Origin of the sequence: Spirosoma sp. 48-14 (assembly GCF_001898575.1) — a bacterium.
Classification (GTDB): domain Bacteria; phylum Bacteroidota; class Bacteroidia; order Cytophagales; family Spirosomataceae; genus Spirosoma.
Window position 1 is genome coordinate 67,045 of record NZ_MKUD01000010.1, and the last position, 14,621, is coordinate 81,665.

Consider the following 14,621-nt stretch of genomic DNA (forward strand, 5'->3'; position numbering starts at 1 on the left):
ATGGTTTACATCGACAATTTCAATGCGCCCTACCGAGGCATGAAGATGTGCCACATGATTGCGGATTCAACCGAGGAGTTGCTGGCCATGGCAGATAAAATCGGGGTGCAACGCAAATGGATTCAAAAGGCGGGTACCTACGATGAGCATTTTGATATATGCCAATCGAAAAAGGCCAAGGCTATTCAGTTAGGTGCTCAGGAAGTAACCATGATGGAACTGGGCAGGATGCTGGTCAAACGGCCAGGACATCCGCTGTACCAGGCAGAGGAAGTTCGTAAAGTTGACTAGGAACGCCCGATGTAAACCGAAAATGTAAACTATTGTAAACCATGACAGCGCAGCAGGGGCGATTCGTAGAAGAATACTGTAAGCATCAGAACGGCACCAAAGCCGCAATTGCGGCCAAGTATTCTGAAAAAACCGCCAGACAGATCGCTTATAAACTTCTACAAAACCCAGACATCGTTCAGGCTATCAAAGAGCGATACGAATCACTTGGCATGTCAGCGGAAGAAGCCATTAAGCGGGTCTCTGACAATGCAGCCACGCGTCTGAATGATTACATCCGGGTTGATGAGGTATGGGAAACGCCGATGGTGAAAAAGCATTTGTCGATCCTCATCGCCGAACTGCAAATGGAGGTAGATATTGAAGAGGAGGTAGCCGACAGGATTGGACTGTTCAATGGAAATGGAGAGACTAGCGACAAGTCAGAAAAAAAACTGACGGCCGCCCAAGATGAATTCTTTCTCGAACAGGCGAAACGGAAAGCGCAGATTGTCCGCTACCAGGTCGAACTGGAGATGAATCCGAATGCGTATCGATTCGTCAAGGGTGAACCCGTGCTCATCGAAAGGCCAGGCGTTGATCTGATCAAACTCTCGAAAGCGGATGAGAAAGGATTGATCAAAAAACTCTCCTTCAATGAACGCGGCCTACCCTCAGTAGAAATGGCCTCAGCAGAAGGAGCACTAGAAACGATTCTTAAGCTCCACGGCAAGCTAACTCAAAAAATAGAGATGAATACCCCGCCAAGCCAGATTGACACCAGCAATTTGAGTGAAGAGCAAAAAGCGGCCCTGTTGGCTGTTGCCCGTAATATGAAGTAACGCATGACTGCCTTAAAAACCGATTACCTCACACTCAGACCGGATATGCTGGATTTGCTAACGCAGATCGAACGGGATGCGTGTAAGGGATCATTTTTTGAATTCGTGCAGTCGTTCTGGGATGTAGTCATTAAGGAGCCACCAGTCTATAACTGGCATATCCCGTTTTTGTGTGAGGAACTTCAAACCCTGGCCTATTACATTACCAACCGGCTACCCAAGCCGTATGACCTCATCATAAACATTCCACCGGGGACAACCAAAAGCACGATTGTCACCATCATGTTCCCGGCCTGGCTTTGGACTCAGGACGCTTCGTTACGAATCCTGAGTAATTCCTATTCAATGGATTTGAGCACCGAGCATGCGGTGAAAAGCCGGGATATTATTATTTCTGAAAAGTATGGCCGGCTCTTTCCTGAAGTTGTCAAAAGGCGCGATAAGTGGGGCAAATCCATGTATGAGAATACGGCGACGGGTTCGCGTACAGCGGCCTCTACGGGCGGCACTATTACCGGTAAACACGCGCACGTAATTCTAAATGATGATCCGCTCAATCCCTCACAGGCTGCTAGTGATATTGATCGAAATACGGCCAATGAGCACACTAAAACACTTTCATCGCGAAAAGTAAACAAGCGAAATACGCCTATCATCACCATCATGCAGCGGTTGCACGAGGAGGACGTAACGGGCTATTTGCTCAAGAAAAAGTCTGATGGCATTCGCCATATCTGTTTGCCGGCTGAGCTGACCGATGATGTAAAGCCAATAGAGCTTAGAAATAAGTATGTAAACGGTTTGCTGGATTCGAACCGACTGGATCGGGACGCACTGACTGAAGCAAAGATCGATTTAGGCTCACGGGGCTACGCAGGTCAGTTTCTGCAATCGCCATTTGTGGATGGCGGTAATATCGTCAAAAAGGAATGGTTCCGTTTCATCGAACTAGAGCGCTTCCTCAGGCTTCGTCGCAGTGAACCGATGATCTTCTTTGCCGATACGGCCTATACGGAGAAATCGGAAGAGAATGACCCTACCGGTTTACTGGCTACCTGTAAGATTGGGCAGGACCTTTACCTCTTCGATGCCACCAAACAGTGGCTGGAGTTTCCGGAACTGATCAAGTTCGTGCCCAATTGGGTCAAACAGCGCCTATACAATGAGTGTAGTTCACTTCGCATCGAACCCAAAGCCAATGGTATTTCAGTGATTCAAACGCTTCGCCGAGATACCAATTTAAACATTACCAATACGCCACCCCCTAAAGACGATAAAACGACCCGGCTCACGGCGGCTTCCCCGAAAGTGGAATGCGGCAGAGTCATTCTGGTCAAGGGGCCATGGAACGACGACTTTATCGACGAGGTGACGGGCTTTCCGGCAAAAAGCCATGATGAATACGTGGATTTACTCGCCTACGCCGTCGATTACCACCTCAGCACGGACAATTCAAGTTTAGATCAACTCGCTAATTTTTTACCCTGACATGAAATTTACCGACATCACCGAGACCGATGATATTACCAAATCCATCGAAACGCTCAAGGCGGGCAAGAGCTACGACAAATTTGATGACGTAAAGGCTGAGTATGAAATCTCCGAAAAGCGGGACATTCTGAATCCATCGGTCTATAAAGACAAGCCGAAAAAAAATAAGGATGGTCAGCAGTCGGGCGTTACCTACGTCAACCGGATTCCGCTGGCACTCGAAAAGCGGATCGTGGATAGTACGGTTTCGTTCACCTTCGGCAATCCCGTAGAAGTAACCTGTGAGCAGGACGATGAGATGAGTCTGGCCATTCTGGCCGCCATTAAACGCATGCTGTCGGACAATAAGATCGACAGCTTCAACCGGCAGATTGCCCGCGACATTGCCCGCTGCACTGAATCGGCGGAGGTGTGGTTTCCAGTCAATACCAAGGAGAGTCATGCGCATTACGGATTCAATACGCCGTTTAAAATGCGGGTACAGCAGTTTTCGCCCTGGAAAGGCGATTTACTCTTTCCGTATTTTGATAAAACGGGCGATATGATTGCCTTTAGCCGGGAATTTCGCGTCAAGGAGAATGGCAAAGAGATCATCTACTTTGAAACCTATACCGACGAGCAGAAGGTCGTCTGGCGCAAAGACGAATCCGACTGGGAAATGGTCGGAACACCGGAGCCGATTCAGATCAAAAAAATTCCGGTGGTCTATGGTCAGCAGGACTTCGTAGAATGGAATGATGTCGAGCCGCTCATCAAGCGGCTGGAAAAGCGCATTTCCAAGTTTGGTGATACCAATGATTACTTCGCTTCACCCAGCTACGCCGTGGTGGGCGATATTACCGCGATGCCTGACAAGGATGAGACGGGTAAAGTATTCCAATTAGGCAGTGGGGGGGATATCAAGGTGGTGAGCTGGGATCAGTTGCCCGAAGCTATCAAGCTGGAGGTCGATACCCTGATCCGGTTTATTTTCAGCAATACCCAGACCCCGGACCTCTCGTTCGATGCCGTGAAGGGACTCGATCTATCAGGCAAGGCCATGAAATACCTCTTCATGGATGCCCACCTGAAGGTGAAAACCAAGCGCGAAATCTTTGATCCATATTTACAGCGACGAATCAACATTCTAAAGGCCTATACGGGTGAGTTGAACACCGCTTGGAAGAAAAAGGCCGTAGCCATCGAGATCATTCCTAACATTGTGCCTTACATCATCAATGACGAAAGCGATCTGGTGGATATGCTGACGACGGCTACGGGGGGTAAATCCATTATTTCCCAAAAGACGGCCGTCGCTAAATCGGGCCTGGTCGATAATGTCGAGGAGGAGTATAAGCAGATTCAGGCCGAAGAGGAGCGGGCCAATACTCTCAACATCTTTCCCCCAGCCGCCTAGATGATCAGGATCGATAACAAATTTAGTCTCAAGCAAACGGTTTACCTCAAAACCGACCGCGATCAATTGCCCCGACTGGTGACAGCCATAAAGGTATGTCCTGATGATTTGCTCTACGAACTGATACAAGGCACGACCTCCTCGTATCACTATGACTTTGAGATTTCGGAAAGTGCCGATGTGCTGATGACGACGACCAACTAATGAGTAATCTACTAACAACTGTCCCTAAATCTCGATTCAAAGACTGGGAAACCGCTGAGCGGGTGCTCCGCCGGTGCGATGGTGAAACCGATTTTGGCGAGGAAGGATCGGAATGGCTTTGGTTTATCCGAACCTCCCATTTGCCTAAAAAGCCGCTGGATGAATCGGTCTGTTTTATGATTTACGACGGACTGGTACGGGGCTATTTTCATATTATCGAAAAAGCCTCATCCCGGAAATGGGTAGACCTGGGCTATCTCTTAGAAGATAAGCCATCCCCTTATGTGGTCGTACTAGCTCACTGGACAACACTACCTAAATCACGCCAGGTTGAAGCGACAGGCTTTCAGGGCTGGCGCTATACCGCTCTTCGCCCATGAGCAATCGAAAGTTCGCCAAAAAGTATAGGTAGAATGTTAACTTTTTTTGTACAAAACTGGGTAAGTAGCTGATAGCTAGCCAATGTATTCGCCTGAAATGATATGTAGAGTTCCGATTTTTTTTGTACAAAGTCCATGAGCAATCGTAAATTCAATATAGCTGACTGGAACGCGAATCACTTTAAAAAGGTGGAGGAAGTTGCCCATAAGGTAAAGGTCATTTACTACACGGCCGTCAAGGAAGCGACCCAGATAGCCCTGTCAGCCAATCCGGATCCAGCGCAGGAATTCACCTTCGACGCCTATCCTAAAACGCGCGAACGTATTAATGATTTGTTGCAAAAGTTAGCCCTGCATCTGGTGGTGACGATTCAGGCTGGACAGAAAGCGGAGTGGACATTAGCGAATGCAAAAAATGACGCTTTAGTGGGCTACGTGCTGGGCAAAACTGCCCTCAGCCGGGCGAGTGTTTCTCGCTATTCCAATCAAAACTTAGAAGCGCTGGCCGCGTTTCAACAGCGAAAGATTCAAGGGCTGGGTGTGTCGGATCGGGTCTGGAAATACACGACTCAGTTTAGACGGGAAATGGAACTGGGATTGGATTTAGGTATCGGGGAGGGGAAATCGGCGGTGCAGATTGCCCGAAGTATGCAGCAGTATTTGGTGGAGCCGGATAACCTGTTTCGCCGGGTCAGGAATAAACGGGGTAATCTGGTCCTTTCTAAAAATGCCGAGCTGTTTCATCCGGGCACGGGTGTGTATCGGAGTAGCTATAAAAATGCGCTCAGGCTGTCAAGAACAGAAATCAATGCGGCCTATCATTCGGCCGATCGGGCCCGCTGGAGCCAGTTGGATTTTGTAGTAGGGTATGAGGTCAGACGCTCGAACAACAAAACGGCCTGTGAGGTTTGTGACTCGCTGAAGGGGTTCTATCCAAAAAGCTTTGTCTGGAATTCCTGGCACCCATCCTGTCGATGTAACGCCATACCCATCCTAGCCACGGCCGAGGAATTAAGCCAATTGAACCGGCTCTTACTGACCGATCAGGATACCTCAGCGTTTCGCAGTAGCAAGGAAATCACGCAGATCAATCCGGGCTTTATGGAATGGCTGGATAGGAATCAGGAACGGTTATCGCGAGCCAAAAGCCTGCCGAGTTTTATTACGGATAATCTGGCGCTTGGGGTTTAGTTGGTAGTCAACCAAGGTATGTTTGCATACGCTTGGCTTTACAATGGCCATGATCTTACGCCGGTTCAACTCGGTTTTGGTTGGTGGGCAGATTCGGTCAGCAAACGCCTGTAGTTCGATCACTTGCTGTTTGAGGGGTACCATCGTAGCGCCGAGGTCATAAACCGCATGGCAGGTGTAGACCAGGGAAGAATTAGTTTAACGCATTCGAGATTGACATATCGTTCGACGTTATTAGCCCAGCGGGTTAGCCATCGGTCCATCATATCTCCGGCCTGACGACGAACTACGACCAATTCAGTTTTTAGCTGGTCTGCCAAACGTTCACAAGTGGGCAATGAATCTTTCCACTCCGTTCGACCTAAATCCGAATGGATCAGTAGTCTTGGTCCCCGATGATTTATTTCGTTCAAGTGCTGAATAGTGGCCCACGCTGCGGCCGTAGAATCCTTTCCGCCTGAGACACCAATGGCCACAGGCATCCAGTTGTTGAGATGGGTTTTTACTTCAGGAGTCAGAGCTATTGAAAACAACTTACGAGTAGGCGCAAATAGATTTAACTGGTTCATACCTTTGTCTGTATGGAAGGAGACTTATTTTGTAATGCGGGGAATGGTGATTTGTATTTACGTGTATCGGGCCATCACATCCGGCGAAAGGTCGGTGTTGGCTGGTCGCTCACAACAGTCGATCAACTCCCCCCTGACATCAACTGGAGTCCGCTGCACTATAAGCAGTTTGATACGATGGTGCCCTATCTGATCAAAGAGGGGCTGTTGCCTGAAAATGTCCAGTTCGCAGGGGAGCGGCCAGCGCCGAAAGCGTCAGAGCAGGGACTCAACAGCACGCCCCACTAACCATTCCATCGTTGAAGGTGGATTCGCATTGCCAATTTGAATCTGCTGATCCTCTTTGTTACCTAGAATTACATAATCATCAGGAAAGCCTTGCGCTTTAGCTGTTTCCTTGGGCTGCAACATCCGAAAGTAGCATTCATTAATATCGGGCTGATTATGAGCCTCAACCAATGATACACTGTCTTTGGTAGGTATAGTCGAAACTGGATCGGTTGCTAAACGGGCATTGTTAACACCATGGTAAGGTGTCAAAAATGGGGTTGCGCTCATCAGCCAATTTTGTATACTGGTTGTTTGCGCTGCCAATGGATCAGTTATACCGTCAAGGCTTCGCGAACCACGCATTGTCAAAATGGCCGATGGCGCCAAAACAATACTACTATGTATGCCGCCAGCTGATACTGTCGACAGGGGGTCGGTTAGTTGATGCGTCAAACTCTTCCCTCGATGGATCGGCATAAACCCTGGCATGGCCAGCCCCGCGCTCTGCTGCGTAGTCTGAGTAAATAAAGCTTCATCAAGCCCGTACGCTTTGTGGGCCGATTTGGTGTGCGACATATTAAACAGGAACGGAGCAAACAGGTAACTACTGAAACCTGTCGTCTGCGCATTGAGTACTTCGGTTTCCGCTCCACGAATCCGCGAACCTAACGAGCCATGCTGATTGCGCTGATCAAGAATAGTTGGACGTAATCCATATTTCTTTAAGCCATACTCAATTCTGGCGATCGTATTTGGCGACAAAGGGGCCATCTTATTAGCTACCCGATCGCCAATCTTTACCATTGGAATTGATAAGTCAAGACAATTCACAGCTGCATAGTAATAGGGCAATACTTCCTGATAACAATTCGGACATCGGTACACATATCCACCTTTGGGGCCATAGGTCTTATCGATACAACCCGGCTTCCAGGATTGAACAGCCTCAACCACTCCGCAGCGTATACAGGGAGCCTTAGGGGTAAATCGTAAATTAGGCTTCTTATTCCCCTTTCGCCAAAAAACAATATAGATTCGGTCACGGCTCTGCGGAGCATAATGAACAATATCAGGGCCGTGCGCAAACATGGCGTTCATGTAAACGCACTCATGTAGATAACCTAATTTGTGCATCGCTTTCAGCCAGGTATCAAAAAGTGGCCAGGCGCGAACACGCACGACGTTCTCGATAATAACGACGTCATGACGATGGTATTCGGCAAACGTAACGACATCCCACATCGTTGCGCGGCTTTTGACTGCCTTTTCGTCGAAAACCTGTGGACTGAATAGGTCGGTTTGAGCTAGATTTTTGGTTTTACGGCCGCCAGCCTGACTATGATAGGTACATTCAGGTGAAGCAATGTAAATATTCGTCCGTTCGTACCGAGCAGGGTGGGTTTCGGAAATGTTTACGCAGTCATGATCCGTATCCGGATGGTTGGTATTATGGCTATCAACAGCAAGCTTCCAATGATTACGAGCATATTTGACCCGTACACCTTTTACTTGTTTTGCGCCCTGCGTAGAGCCGCCACAACCACAAAAATCGTCACTTAAAGTAATATCGGATGGATGAATAAGATTGCTCATGCTAAAACTAGGTGTAGGATAAGGTTTGTAGTGAGCGTAAAGCCCTTATGGATTGGTTGACCTCCTCAGCGACAAGGATTCGCTGATCTAATAGCCACAATAATTGTTCAGCCCTGGCAACAGACTCACTTGTCGAACAAATCGTTTTTTCCATTTCGCTATTCGGAAACAGCACAATTGAGAATGCGCGCTTCTTTTCGTTCCATTGAGGCAATCTTGTGGCAACCCCTCGAATCAAAAGGAATCCCAATTCAGTCGCATCGAAAGCACGTTTAGGCTGATACATGACAGGGGGCAAATCTTCGTTTTCTGACAAATAGAAGCATCGATTCTCTCCGCTTGAGAGTGTTACCCAGTAGCTGTCCCCGGGCTGCAATTCCTGATCAATACCAAGCAAAGCAAGTTCTACGCTTTGCTCAAATGAGCACACTTTATGTTCTGGTTTCATTTTGTGTCTGATTTAACTTCGTACTTCCCACAGGCAGCGAGTAGGGCGGCATGATCGATGGCAGGAAAGTCCTGAATCTGTAAATGTTCTGGCCATTCACTCGGGTCAGTGCCATGCCGATCAGTCAAGCCCAGCTCTTTCGATAAGTGCGTACCGAGTTGTTTAATAAAAACAGCTGTTCCGATTTGCTGAAACTGATAAGCCAACTGCTCAATCCAATCGACCTGACAAGGTCGGTAGGTGTACTTTCCCTGATTGTTACCCGATTCGCCACCCAGAATGACCCAATCAATCGGGGGGAGTTCCTCTGAGGGAGGGGTGGGCAGTTCACAGGCACAGCATGCCCACGTATTACCATAACACGCCCCACTGGTATGGGGGCAGTTATGCACATAAGTAAGCAGTAACCGGCCGGGCGTGATTTCTTCCAGCATGGGCTCGAAAGAAATAAACCGAATATGGGCGGGTATTCGACGTAGTAACATGCCCCGCTCGATATACTCATCTGACTCGATGCTCACACCCAGCCAGACGCAGCTTGGCGGATGGCCGTTTAACCAGGCTTCAAGCCATACCGCCAGATTCAAATAGTCTGAATTGTCGCTACCTAGTTCACAGGCCTGTTCGTAGGCTTTTTTGAGCGCAGGGATAATATTTTCCGGTCGCTTGGTGAGCATCTGGAAAATATGCAGGTTTCGACACAGGTAGATGATGCGAAACACTTCATGAATGAAGGGGAAGATATCTTCGTGAAATACATCCGTCAGCGAAGAGGTAAAGATCAGTTTAGGCTCTTTCCACTTTAATGGATTGTCGAATACGGTTTTAGTCCGTGTAACCCGTTTGGCATCGTAGCGGGTATTGTCCAGACTATCCCGGTACATATAGCAGTTTTTGCAGCCTTCACTCACCTTTGAGCAGCCGCGGGCCACATTCCAGGTGGCAGAGGTCCAGCTAATTTTTGTTGATTCAGCCATGATTAAGAAGGTATTGAAGTAGAGTAGGTAACGACTGTTCGACGTTCATAGGAAAAGACCTTGCCACAGTCGTCATAGGGACAGGCCAATTCGCCCTCATCGTCTTCGTAGGCCCACGAGTCGCCAAGGGTGCCAAAGCAATGAGGACAGACCATTTCGGGCGTATTGCGGCAATCGGCCGTTCGTTCCCATTCGTCAATGAAAGCCTGCTGTTCTGGGGTGAAATTGGTGTTTGCCATGATAGTTATATGGATTGTGAATCAAAAAGGGTAGCTGCATCATCAGCCGCGAACCGGCTTTTTACATCTTTCAGGTTCTTAATGGCCTGTTTGTAGTAGCTTTCCTTAAGCTCGATACCAATCCCAAAGCGGCCGTAACTAACTGCTCCGTAGACCTCGGAGCCAACACCCATAAAGGGAGTCAGAACTACTTCGCCCGGATTGGAATACATATCCATACACCGGTCAATCACATCGAGCTGGAGCGGATGAACGTGCTTTTCGTCATCCTCATCCTTGCCTTCTTTATAGGACAACACGTTATCCACCCGGATATCATCCCAGAAAACCGAAGCATAGCGACGGAAGATGATTTGACTCATCTTGTTTTCGCGAGGGTCCTGGCAGTTTTTATACCTATCGACGAGTGCCCCCCAATTCCCATATAAATGCTCCAGATAGGGGGGGACAGGTATAGCGCCCGCGTAGCGGGTGAAGCCTTTCGGATGGGTGACCGGAACTTGATTCTCCCCCTTCTTTCGGAAGATCATCAATATATCACCCAGAGCCGACCGTGTTTTGGTCGAATCTTTCACGACCCATTTATGCTGAAGGCCTTGAGCCCGCGTTCGGAGTGCGACGGCCAGCGGCTCTTTCCAGATATAGCGTTCGTCGAAGAATTCAAAGCCATGGCGTTCGTGCATTTCCAGAATATGACTTGGAAAGTGCCAGAGCTTATTGCCTTTTTCTGGAATGTGCTGGCAATGCACAATCGTCATGCGGCCTGGCTTAGTTACCCGGCCCATCTGTTCGATTAAGAATTCGTACTGGGCCAAAAACTGCTCTTTGGATTCGCAGTTGCTGAAATCATTTTCCGAACTGGAGTAGTTATAGAGCCCCGCAAAAGGCGGAGAATAGATACTCAGATCAATACTAGCATCGGGCAGGGTTGGTAGTACGTACATGCAATCGCTGTTATAGATCGCATACGTATCGGTAAGAAGCTGGTCTTTGATCATGCGCATAGGAAGCTAGGAAGTTGGACAGGTTTCGAAAACGGAGTAGCCGAAATGGTGTAATCCTGATGCAGGAACCGGTTGAGCTGGGCCGTCATTTCGGCGGCTTTAGTGGCTTTGGCCGAAAGCGATAGCAGCACACGGGTTTGACCATCACTGCAAATCCGGTCGGCTACAACATCGCGCGTTTGGCCAAATCGCCAGAATCGGCGGACAGCCTGATACCACTGTTCATAGGAATGCGTCGGAAAATAGGTCGTATGGGCACAGTGTTGCCAGTTGAGTCCAAAGGCGGTAATACTAGGCTTAGTGATGAGCTTTTTTAGTTCGCCCCTGGAAAAGGACACAAGTAATTCCTCTTTTTGATCAATGGACATGGTACCCTTAATCTGGCGGGCTGAGGAGTCCAGCGATTCAATCAGATCGGCTTCATCATTGAGGTTGGTCCAGTAAACACTCGTGTCGTGCGATCTGGCCAGTTCGACCGCTTTCTCGCATCGATGCTCGAGCGTGGCCCGGCTTTCGGCCCGCAATTGCTGAAAGTTTTTGGCTTCCATGGCAAACAGTTGCATCTGACCACCGACGGCCAGCGGCTGTTTGTTTTTCACCACATGGTCGTTAATAATTAATTCAGGCAACTGGAAGTTTTCATCAGAAAACCCCAGATCACTTGGTTTGCGAACCGATAAACTCCAACTGGAAACCCATTTCCAGAAATTCTCCCGGGCGTGGTTTTTTAGAATCCATTCCGTACCGATGTTAGCGGGACTGATGGTGTCTTCATTGTTTTTAAAGAACCGCGTCAGCATATCCATATACCCCAGATAGCCCAGGGCCTCGGAACTCGTACCCAGTTCAGTGTAGTCATTGGGGGCTGGTGTGGCCGTCGACAGGATGCGGTATTTAACCTGTTTGACAAAAGAGGTAATCAGGTTTTTGGTCGCCCCTTCAAAGTTTTTCAGAATACTACTTTCGTCGAGAATAACCGCTTCGAAATCCTGACTGGCGAAATAGTGTAGCCGTTCATAGTTGGCAATGATGATTTCACCTTTATAGCGGCCATCTTTTGAGTATTCAACGCCTTCAATGCCAAACTTTTGGGCTTCAGAAACGAATTGGAACGCAACCGCTAACGGGGTAAGGATTAGCACTCGTTTGGAAGTCTTTCGGACAATGTTATGGGCAACCACCAGTTGAATGATCGTTTTACCCAGGCCCGTATCGACGAAATTGGCCCCTCTGCCTTTTCGAATCGTCCAGTCAGCGGTGTACTTCTGATGATCAAACATCGAGTCTGGCAGCCAGATGGATTTAAAACCAAATGAGCCAACCAGGTGCGATTTTTGTTGTAAAAAGGTTTGATAGTCCTGCATGGCTCTTATTTGCGTTTACCGTCCGATAATATCTTCACCAGTTCCCCCTCATATTGCCACCCGGCTGGATCCTTATCATAGCGCTCGATTTCTTCCGGTGTAGCATACCGGAATTTGTAGCCCTTCGCCTGATGGGTCACTTCTCTGGCGCAGTAGCCAATCGACTGGGAGGAGAGCCGGTAATGCTTACCCGCACTGAGTACAGTGTGAAAAAAGCGCCCATCGTTCAGACAGATCACCGGGCGGGAAGACGTCTTACGTACATAGCGATCAATGGGCGGCTCTGGTAAGACCGAGACGGGATTGACCGTAATCCCTTTGGGCGTTTGAACAACAATGCCCAGCGCAGCCTGACGGGCCACGTAGCGGTCGAGGGTGTGAGGCCGAACAAAGGCGGTCGTCGGCACAATGATCGATTTGCCGAATAGTTTGCAGGGCACCAGATTCGAAATATCGGTTTGGGCAAGGTGTTTTTCACCCATGGGGGTGAAGCCTTTTTCCGAGGATTTTCCGACTAAATAGGCGGGGGTTGGCATCGCAAAATTGATTTTAGGGTGAGTGCTCCCAAAGCAGGTAAACTGCTAAAAAGGGGCAGGAAATGAGTTTGGAAAGCGTTATTCGCGCAGGCTGGGCGCTGCGGGGTCGAATTCGATCAGGTTGAACATTTGAATCATGCGGTCATATACCCGGCCGTCGTAGGCCTGCTTAATTGCATCTTCACTGGCATTACTGGTCAGATGCGTGTAAGGGCCGCGGGCGACGCGGTATCGGGTTTGTAGCAGAATATCCAGCAGATTCACCCGGTTGCCCATATAAGTAGCCTCCCCTTCAGCGCCAAAGTCGTCCAGATGCAATCCTAAATGGGTATGGCCGTAATATTTAGAGCCGGATGGACTAGGGATCATGCCCGCATAGCGATCGATTAAGGTCGGACCTCCTTCGTCTTTTTTGGCGTAATCACTGGCCAGCGAAACGCAGGAAACCGTAACAAAGGGCGCATAGGGATTGCGGGCAAAAAGCTCTAACATATCCGACTTGCCCACGCCCTTGGGGCCGCAGAGCAGAATTCCTTTTTTGAGTGAAAACGCACCGGGTTCAAGTCCCATCAGCTCAGCGCCTTCGGTTTCAAAGCGGGCATCTCCGGTGAAATACAGGCAGAGGGTTTGGTAAATGTGCTCATTCCACTCCGTTAGTGTAAACGGTTTGGGCCAGAACTTTTCCCGTGCCATTACCTCAGCCCGTTTTTTCACCTCGGCCATCAACAGTTCAGCGGTATCCGGCACAAACGAAGCAAGGGCAATTTTCTGGGATAGTTTTTCCCGCTCCAAGATATGATGCTTGGCTTTCTGGCCAGCTACCAGTAGCGAGGGCAGATTCTGAATCAACCAATCCTGCTCTTCCTCCTCATTGAGCTGAGGCCAGGCGGAGGACGGATAGCCGCAGTTAGCTGGAAGCTTTACGGTTAAAACCCTTTCCGGTTGATCCAGAGGACTGGGCGGAAACGGGAATTTTTGGGCCGCTTGTCCGACTGGGTTGGAAGGGGTGAGTTTTGGCGTTTCCATTGCGCTTGATGATTGGGATGTTAAACTCTTTTTTTAGCAGGTAATTGGCGGGGGCTTTCAAATAACCCAGCTCGTTAGAGAGCATGTATCTTGGGGTATGTTCCAACGCTTTTTCTCGCTCTTCGTCGGTAAGGTCCATCCATAGCTTTCTCAGTTCGGTTTCGTTGCCCTCCAGCAGGTAGATCGTTTTCCAGCTCGAGTAGGGCACGTTCAGTTTTTCCGAATCGCTTTTGAGCGTGAAAGACTCGCCATGTTTTGGGAGGGGGCGGGGGGGAGGGTCTGTTTTTTTTTGTTCGCCGGTAGGCGTTGAAACAGACCCTTCGCCCGCTGTATGTGCTAGAAAAGTTTTAAATGGGTTTTCTAAAGGTTTTCTATCCTTATATAAGCTATAAGGAATCGGCTTATAGGGTGTAAGGAAATTCCTTATAGGGTCTAAGGAATTTCCTGATAGATCAGGCGGTGGATTAGGGGCACTATAAGGAATTTCTTTATAGTCACTGTCCGTAATTTCCTTATACCTATCAGCATTTTCCTTATAGGGGGTAACCAGGTGCGGCAATGGGCCAATGGTACGGGCGTTGGCCCGCTGACCCAAGATGGTAGCCTGAATGATGCCTTCCTTGTCCAGCTTACGAACCAGATCCGAAACGCTCTGGGCATGGATGCCGATAGCCGCCGATAACTCTTTGTTGCTATCGTGACATAGACCATCTTTCGCTATAGCCGCCCGGTAGCAGATCCGGGCCAGCAGTAGCGTTTCAGCGCTGGTTCGGCCAAGCCGTAAAATGACGGAATCAACCCAAATACCCTTCATGAAAATC

General features: G+C 48.9%; 18 protein-coding genes. 8 read left to right on the forward strand and 10 right to left on the reverse strand.

The genetic code is table 11. From position 1 onward, the window contains the following. The 7 genes from BGO59_RS08705 (at position 1) to BGO59_RS08735 (ending at position 5,774) form a co-directional block, all read left to right on the forward strand. Complete coding sequence (locus BGO59_RS08705) at positions 1-291, forward strand: DUF4031 domain-containing protein (RefSeq protein ID WP_293683233.1); 291 nt, start codon at positions 1-3, stop codon at positions 289-291. A 41-nt stretch (positions 292-332) separates the two neighbouring features. Then, positions 333-1,112 (forward strand): terminase small subunit, encoded by a 780-nt coding sequence (locus BGO59_RS08710; RefSeq protein ID WP_293683234.1) that lies wholly within the window; start codon positions 333-335, stop codon positions 1,110-1,112. Positions 1,113-1,115: 3 nt separating this feature from the next. Next, positions 1,116-2,600 (forward strand): phage terminase large subunit, encoded by a 1,485-nt coding sequence (terL, locus tag BGO59_RS08715; RefSeq protein ID WP_293683235.1) that lies wholly within the window; start codon positions 1,116-1,118, stop codon positions 2,598-2,600. Between the two features lies 1 nt (position 2,601). Then, positions 2,602-3,999, forward strand: coding sequence for a phage portal protein (locus BGO59_RS08720; RefSeq protein ID WP_293683236.1), 1,398 nt, complete (start codon positions 2,602-2,604; stop codon positions 3,997-3,999). Next, positions 4,000-4,203, forward strand: coding sequence for a hypothetical protein (locus tag BGO59_RS08725; protein ID WP_293683237.1), 204 nt, complete (start codon positions 4,000-4,002; stop codon positions 4,201-4,203). Beyond that, positions 4,203-4,583, forward strand: coding sequence for a hypothetical protein (locus BGO59_RS08730; protein WP_293683238.1), 381 nt, complete (start codon positions 4,203-4,205; stop codon positions 4,581-4,583). Before BGO59_RS08725 ends, BGO59_RS08730 begins: the two co-directional genes overlap by 1 nt. Before the next feature lie 135 nt (positions 4,584-4,718). Next, positions 4,719-5,774 carry a hypothetical protein gene (locus BGO59_RS08735; protein WP_293683239.1) on the forward strand — a complete coding sequence of 352 codons (1,056 nt, stop codon included), beginning with the start codon at positions 4,719-4,721 and terminating at the stop codon, positions 5,772-5,774. A gap of 119 nt (positions 5,775-5,893) precedes the next feature. On the opposite strand, the gene BGO59_RS08740 is transcribed toward BGO59_RS08735, so the two are convergent. Beyond that, positions 5,894-6,343 (reverse strand): hypothetical protein, encoded by a 450-nt coding sequence (locus tag BGO59_RS08740; RefSeq protein ID WP_293683240.1) that lies wholly within the window; start codon positions 6,341-6,343, stop codon positions 5,894-5,896. A gap of 12 nt (positions 6,344-6,355) precedes the next feature. On the opposite strand from BGO59_RS08740, the gene BGO59_RS08745 reads away from it, so the two are divergent. Then, on the forward strand, positions 6,356-6,631 hold the full coding sequence (locus tag BGO59_RS08745) for a hypothetical protein (RefSeq protein ID WP_293683241.1): 276 nt from the start codon (positions 6,356-6,358) through the stop codon (positions 6,629-6,631). Here the strand turns inward: BGO59_RS08745 and BGO59_RS08750 are convergent. The 9 genes from BGO59_RS08750 to BGO59_RS08790 all read right to left on the reverse strand — a co-directional run bounded on the left by BGO59_RS08750 (position 6,599) and on the right by BGO59_RS08790 (position 14,614). Continuing rightward, positions 6,599-8,206 (reverse strand): DNA cytosine methyltransferase, encoded by a 1,608-nt coding sequence (locus tag BGO59_RS08750; protein ID WP_293683242.1) that lies wholly within the window; start codon positions 8,204-8,206, stop codon positions 6,599-6,601. The genes BGO59_RS08745 and BGO59_RS08750 overlap by 33 nt on opposite strands. A gap of 7 nt (positions 8,207-8,213) precedes the next feature. Then, positions 8,214-8,654 (reverse strand): hypothetical protein, encoded by a 441-nt coding sequence (locus BGO59_RS08755; RefSeq protein WP_293683243.1) that lies wholly within the window; start codon positions 8,652-8,654, stop codon positions 8,214-8,216. Next, positions 8,651-9,631: a DUF5131 family protein gene (locus tag BGO59_RS08760; RefSeq protein ID WP_293683244.1), complete on the reverse strand. Its 981-nt coding sequence runs from the start codon at positions 9,629-9,631 to the stop codon at positions 8,651-8,653. Before BGO59_RS08760 ends, BGO59_RS08755 begins: the two co-directional genes overlap by 4 nt. Positions 9,632-9,633: 2 nt before the next feature. Then, positions 9,634-9,870: a hypothetical protein gene (locus BGO59_RS08765; RefSeq protein WP_293683245.1), complete on the reverse strand. Its 237-nt coding sequence runs from the start codon at positions 9,868-9,870 to the stop codon at positions 9,634-9,636. A 5-nt stretch (positions 9,871-9,875) separates the two neighbouring features. Continuing rightward, positions 9,876-10,874, reverse strand: a complete 999-nt coding sequence (locus tag BGO59_RS08770; protein ID WP_293683246.1) for a DNA methyltransferase — start codon at positions 10,872-10,874, stop codon at positions 9,876-9,878. Next, complete coding sequence (locus tag BGO59_RS08775) at positions 10,865-12,238, reverse strand: DEAD/DEAH box helicase (RefSeq protein WP_293683247.1); 1,374 nt, start codon at positions 12,236-12,238, stop codon at positions 10,865-10,867. The genes BGO59_RS08770 and BGO59_RS08775 overlap by 10 nt, the downstream gene beginning before the upstream one ends. A 5-nt stretch (positions 12,239-12,243) precedes the next feature. After that, complete coding sequence (locus BGO59_RS08780; RefSeq protein ID WP_293683248.1) at positions 12,244-12,774, reverse strand: hypothetical protein; 531 nt, start codon at positions 12,772-12,774, stop codon at positions 12,244-12,246. Positions 12,775-12,852: 78 nt separating this feature from the next. Further along, positions 12,853-13,800 carry an AAA family ATPase gene (locus BGO59_RS08785; protein ID WP_293683249.1) on the reverse strand — a complete coding sequence of 316 codons (948 nt, stop codon included), beginning with the start codon at positions 13,798-13,800 and terminating at the stop codon, positions 12,853-12,855. Then, on the reverse strand, positions 13,682-14,614 hold the full coding sequence (locus tag BGO59_RS08790; RefSeq protein WP_293683250.1) for an Lrp/AsnC family transcriptional regulator: 933 nt from the start codon (positions 14,612-14,614) through the stop codon (positions 13,682-13,684). Before BGO59_RS08790 ends, BGO59_RS08785 begins: the two co-directional genes overlap by 119 nt. Positions 14,615-14,621: the final 7 nt, after the last annotated feature.

Excerpts from the sequence above, each read along its gene's own strand:
- BGO59_RS08705 (WP_293683233.1), top strand. The coding sequence starts at position 1 with ATGGTTTACATCGACAATTTCAATGCGCCCTACCGAGGCATGAAGATG.
- BGO59_RS08710 (WP_293683234.1), top strand. The coding sequence starts at position 333 with ATGACAGCGCAGCAGGGGCGATTCGTAGAAGAATACTGTAAGCATCAG.
- terL (WP_293683235.1), top strand. The coding sequence starts at position 1,116 with ATGACTGCCTTAAAAACCGATTACCTCACACTCAGACCGGATATGCTG.
- BGO59_RS08720 (WP_293683236.1), top strand. The coding sequence starts at position 2,602 with ATGAAATTTACCGACATCACCGAGACCGATGATATTACCAAATCCATC.
- BGO59_RS08725 (WP_293683237.1), top strand. The coding sequence starts at position 4,000 with ATGATCAGGATCGATAACAAATTTAGTCTCAAGCAAACGGTTTACCTC.
- BGO59_RS08730 (WP_293683238.1), top strand. The coding sequence starts at position 4,203 with ATGAGTAATCTACTAACAACTGTCCCTAAATCTCGATTCAAAGACTGG.
- BGO59_RS08735 (WP_293683239.1), top strand. The coding sequence starts at position 4,719 with ATGAGCAATCGTAAATTCAATATAGCTGACTGGAACGCGAATCACTTT.
- BGO59_RS08740 (WP_293683240.1), bottom strand. The coding sequence starts at position 6,343 with ATGAACCAGTTAAATCTATTTGCGCCTACTCGTAAGTTGTTTTCAATA.
- BGO59_RS08745 (WP_293683241.1), top strand. The coding sequence starts at position 6,356 with ATGGAAGGAGACTTATTTTGTAATGCGGGGAATGGTGATTTGTATTTA.
- BGO59_RS08750 (WP_293683242.1), bottom strand. The coding sequence starts at position 8,206 with ATGAGCAATCTTATTCATCCATCCGATATTACTTTAAGTGACGATTTT.
- BGO59_RS08755 (WP_293683243.1), bottom strand. The coding sequence starts at position 8,654 with ATGAAACCAGAACATAAAGTGTGCTCATTTGAGCAAAGCGTAGAACTT.
- BGO59_RS08760 (WP_293683244.1), bottom strand. The coding sequence starts at position 9,631 with ATGGCTGAATCAACAAAAATTAGCTGGACCTCTGCCACCTGGAATGTG.
- BGO59_RS08765 (WP_293683245.1), bottom strand. The coding sequence starts at position 9,870 with ATGGCAAACACCAATTTCACCCCAGAACAGCAGGCTTTCATTGACGAA.
- BGO59_RS08770 (WP_293683246.1), bottom strand. The coding sequence starts at position 10,874 with ATGCGCATGATCAAAGACCAGCTTCTTACCGATACGTATGCGATCTAT.
- BGO59_RS08775 (WP_293683247.1), bottom strand. The coding sequence starts at position 12,238 with ATGCAGGACTATCAAACCTTTTTACAACAAAAATCGCACCTGGTTGGC.
- BGO59_RS08780 (WP_293683248.1), bottom strand. The coding sequence starts at position 12,774 with ATGCCAACCCCCGCCTATTTAGTCGGAAAATCCTCGGAAAAAGGCTTC.
- BGO59_RS08785 (WP_293683249.1), bottom strand. The coding sequence starts at position 13,800 with ATGGAAACGCCAAAACTCACCCCTTCCAACCCAGTCGGACAAGCGGCC.
- BGO59_RS08790 (WP_293683250.1), bottom strand. The coding sequence starts at position 14,614 with ATGAAGGGTATTTGGGTTGATTCCGTCATTTTACGGCTTGGCCGAACC.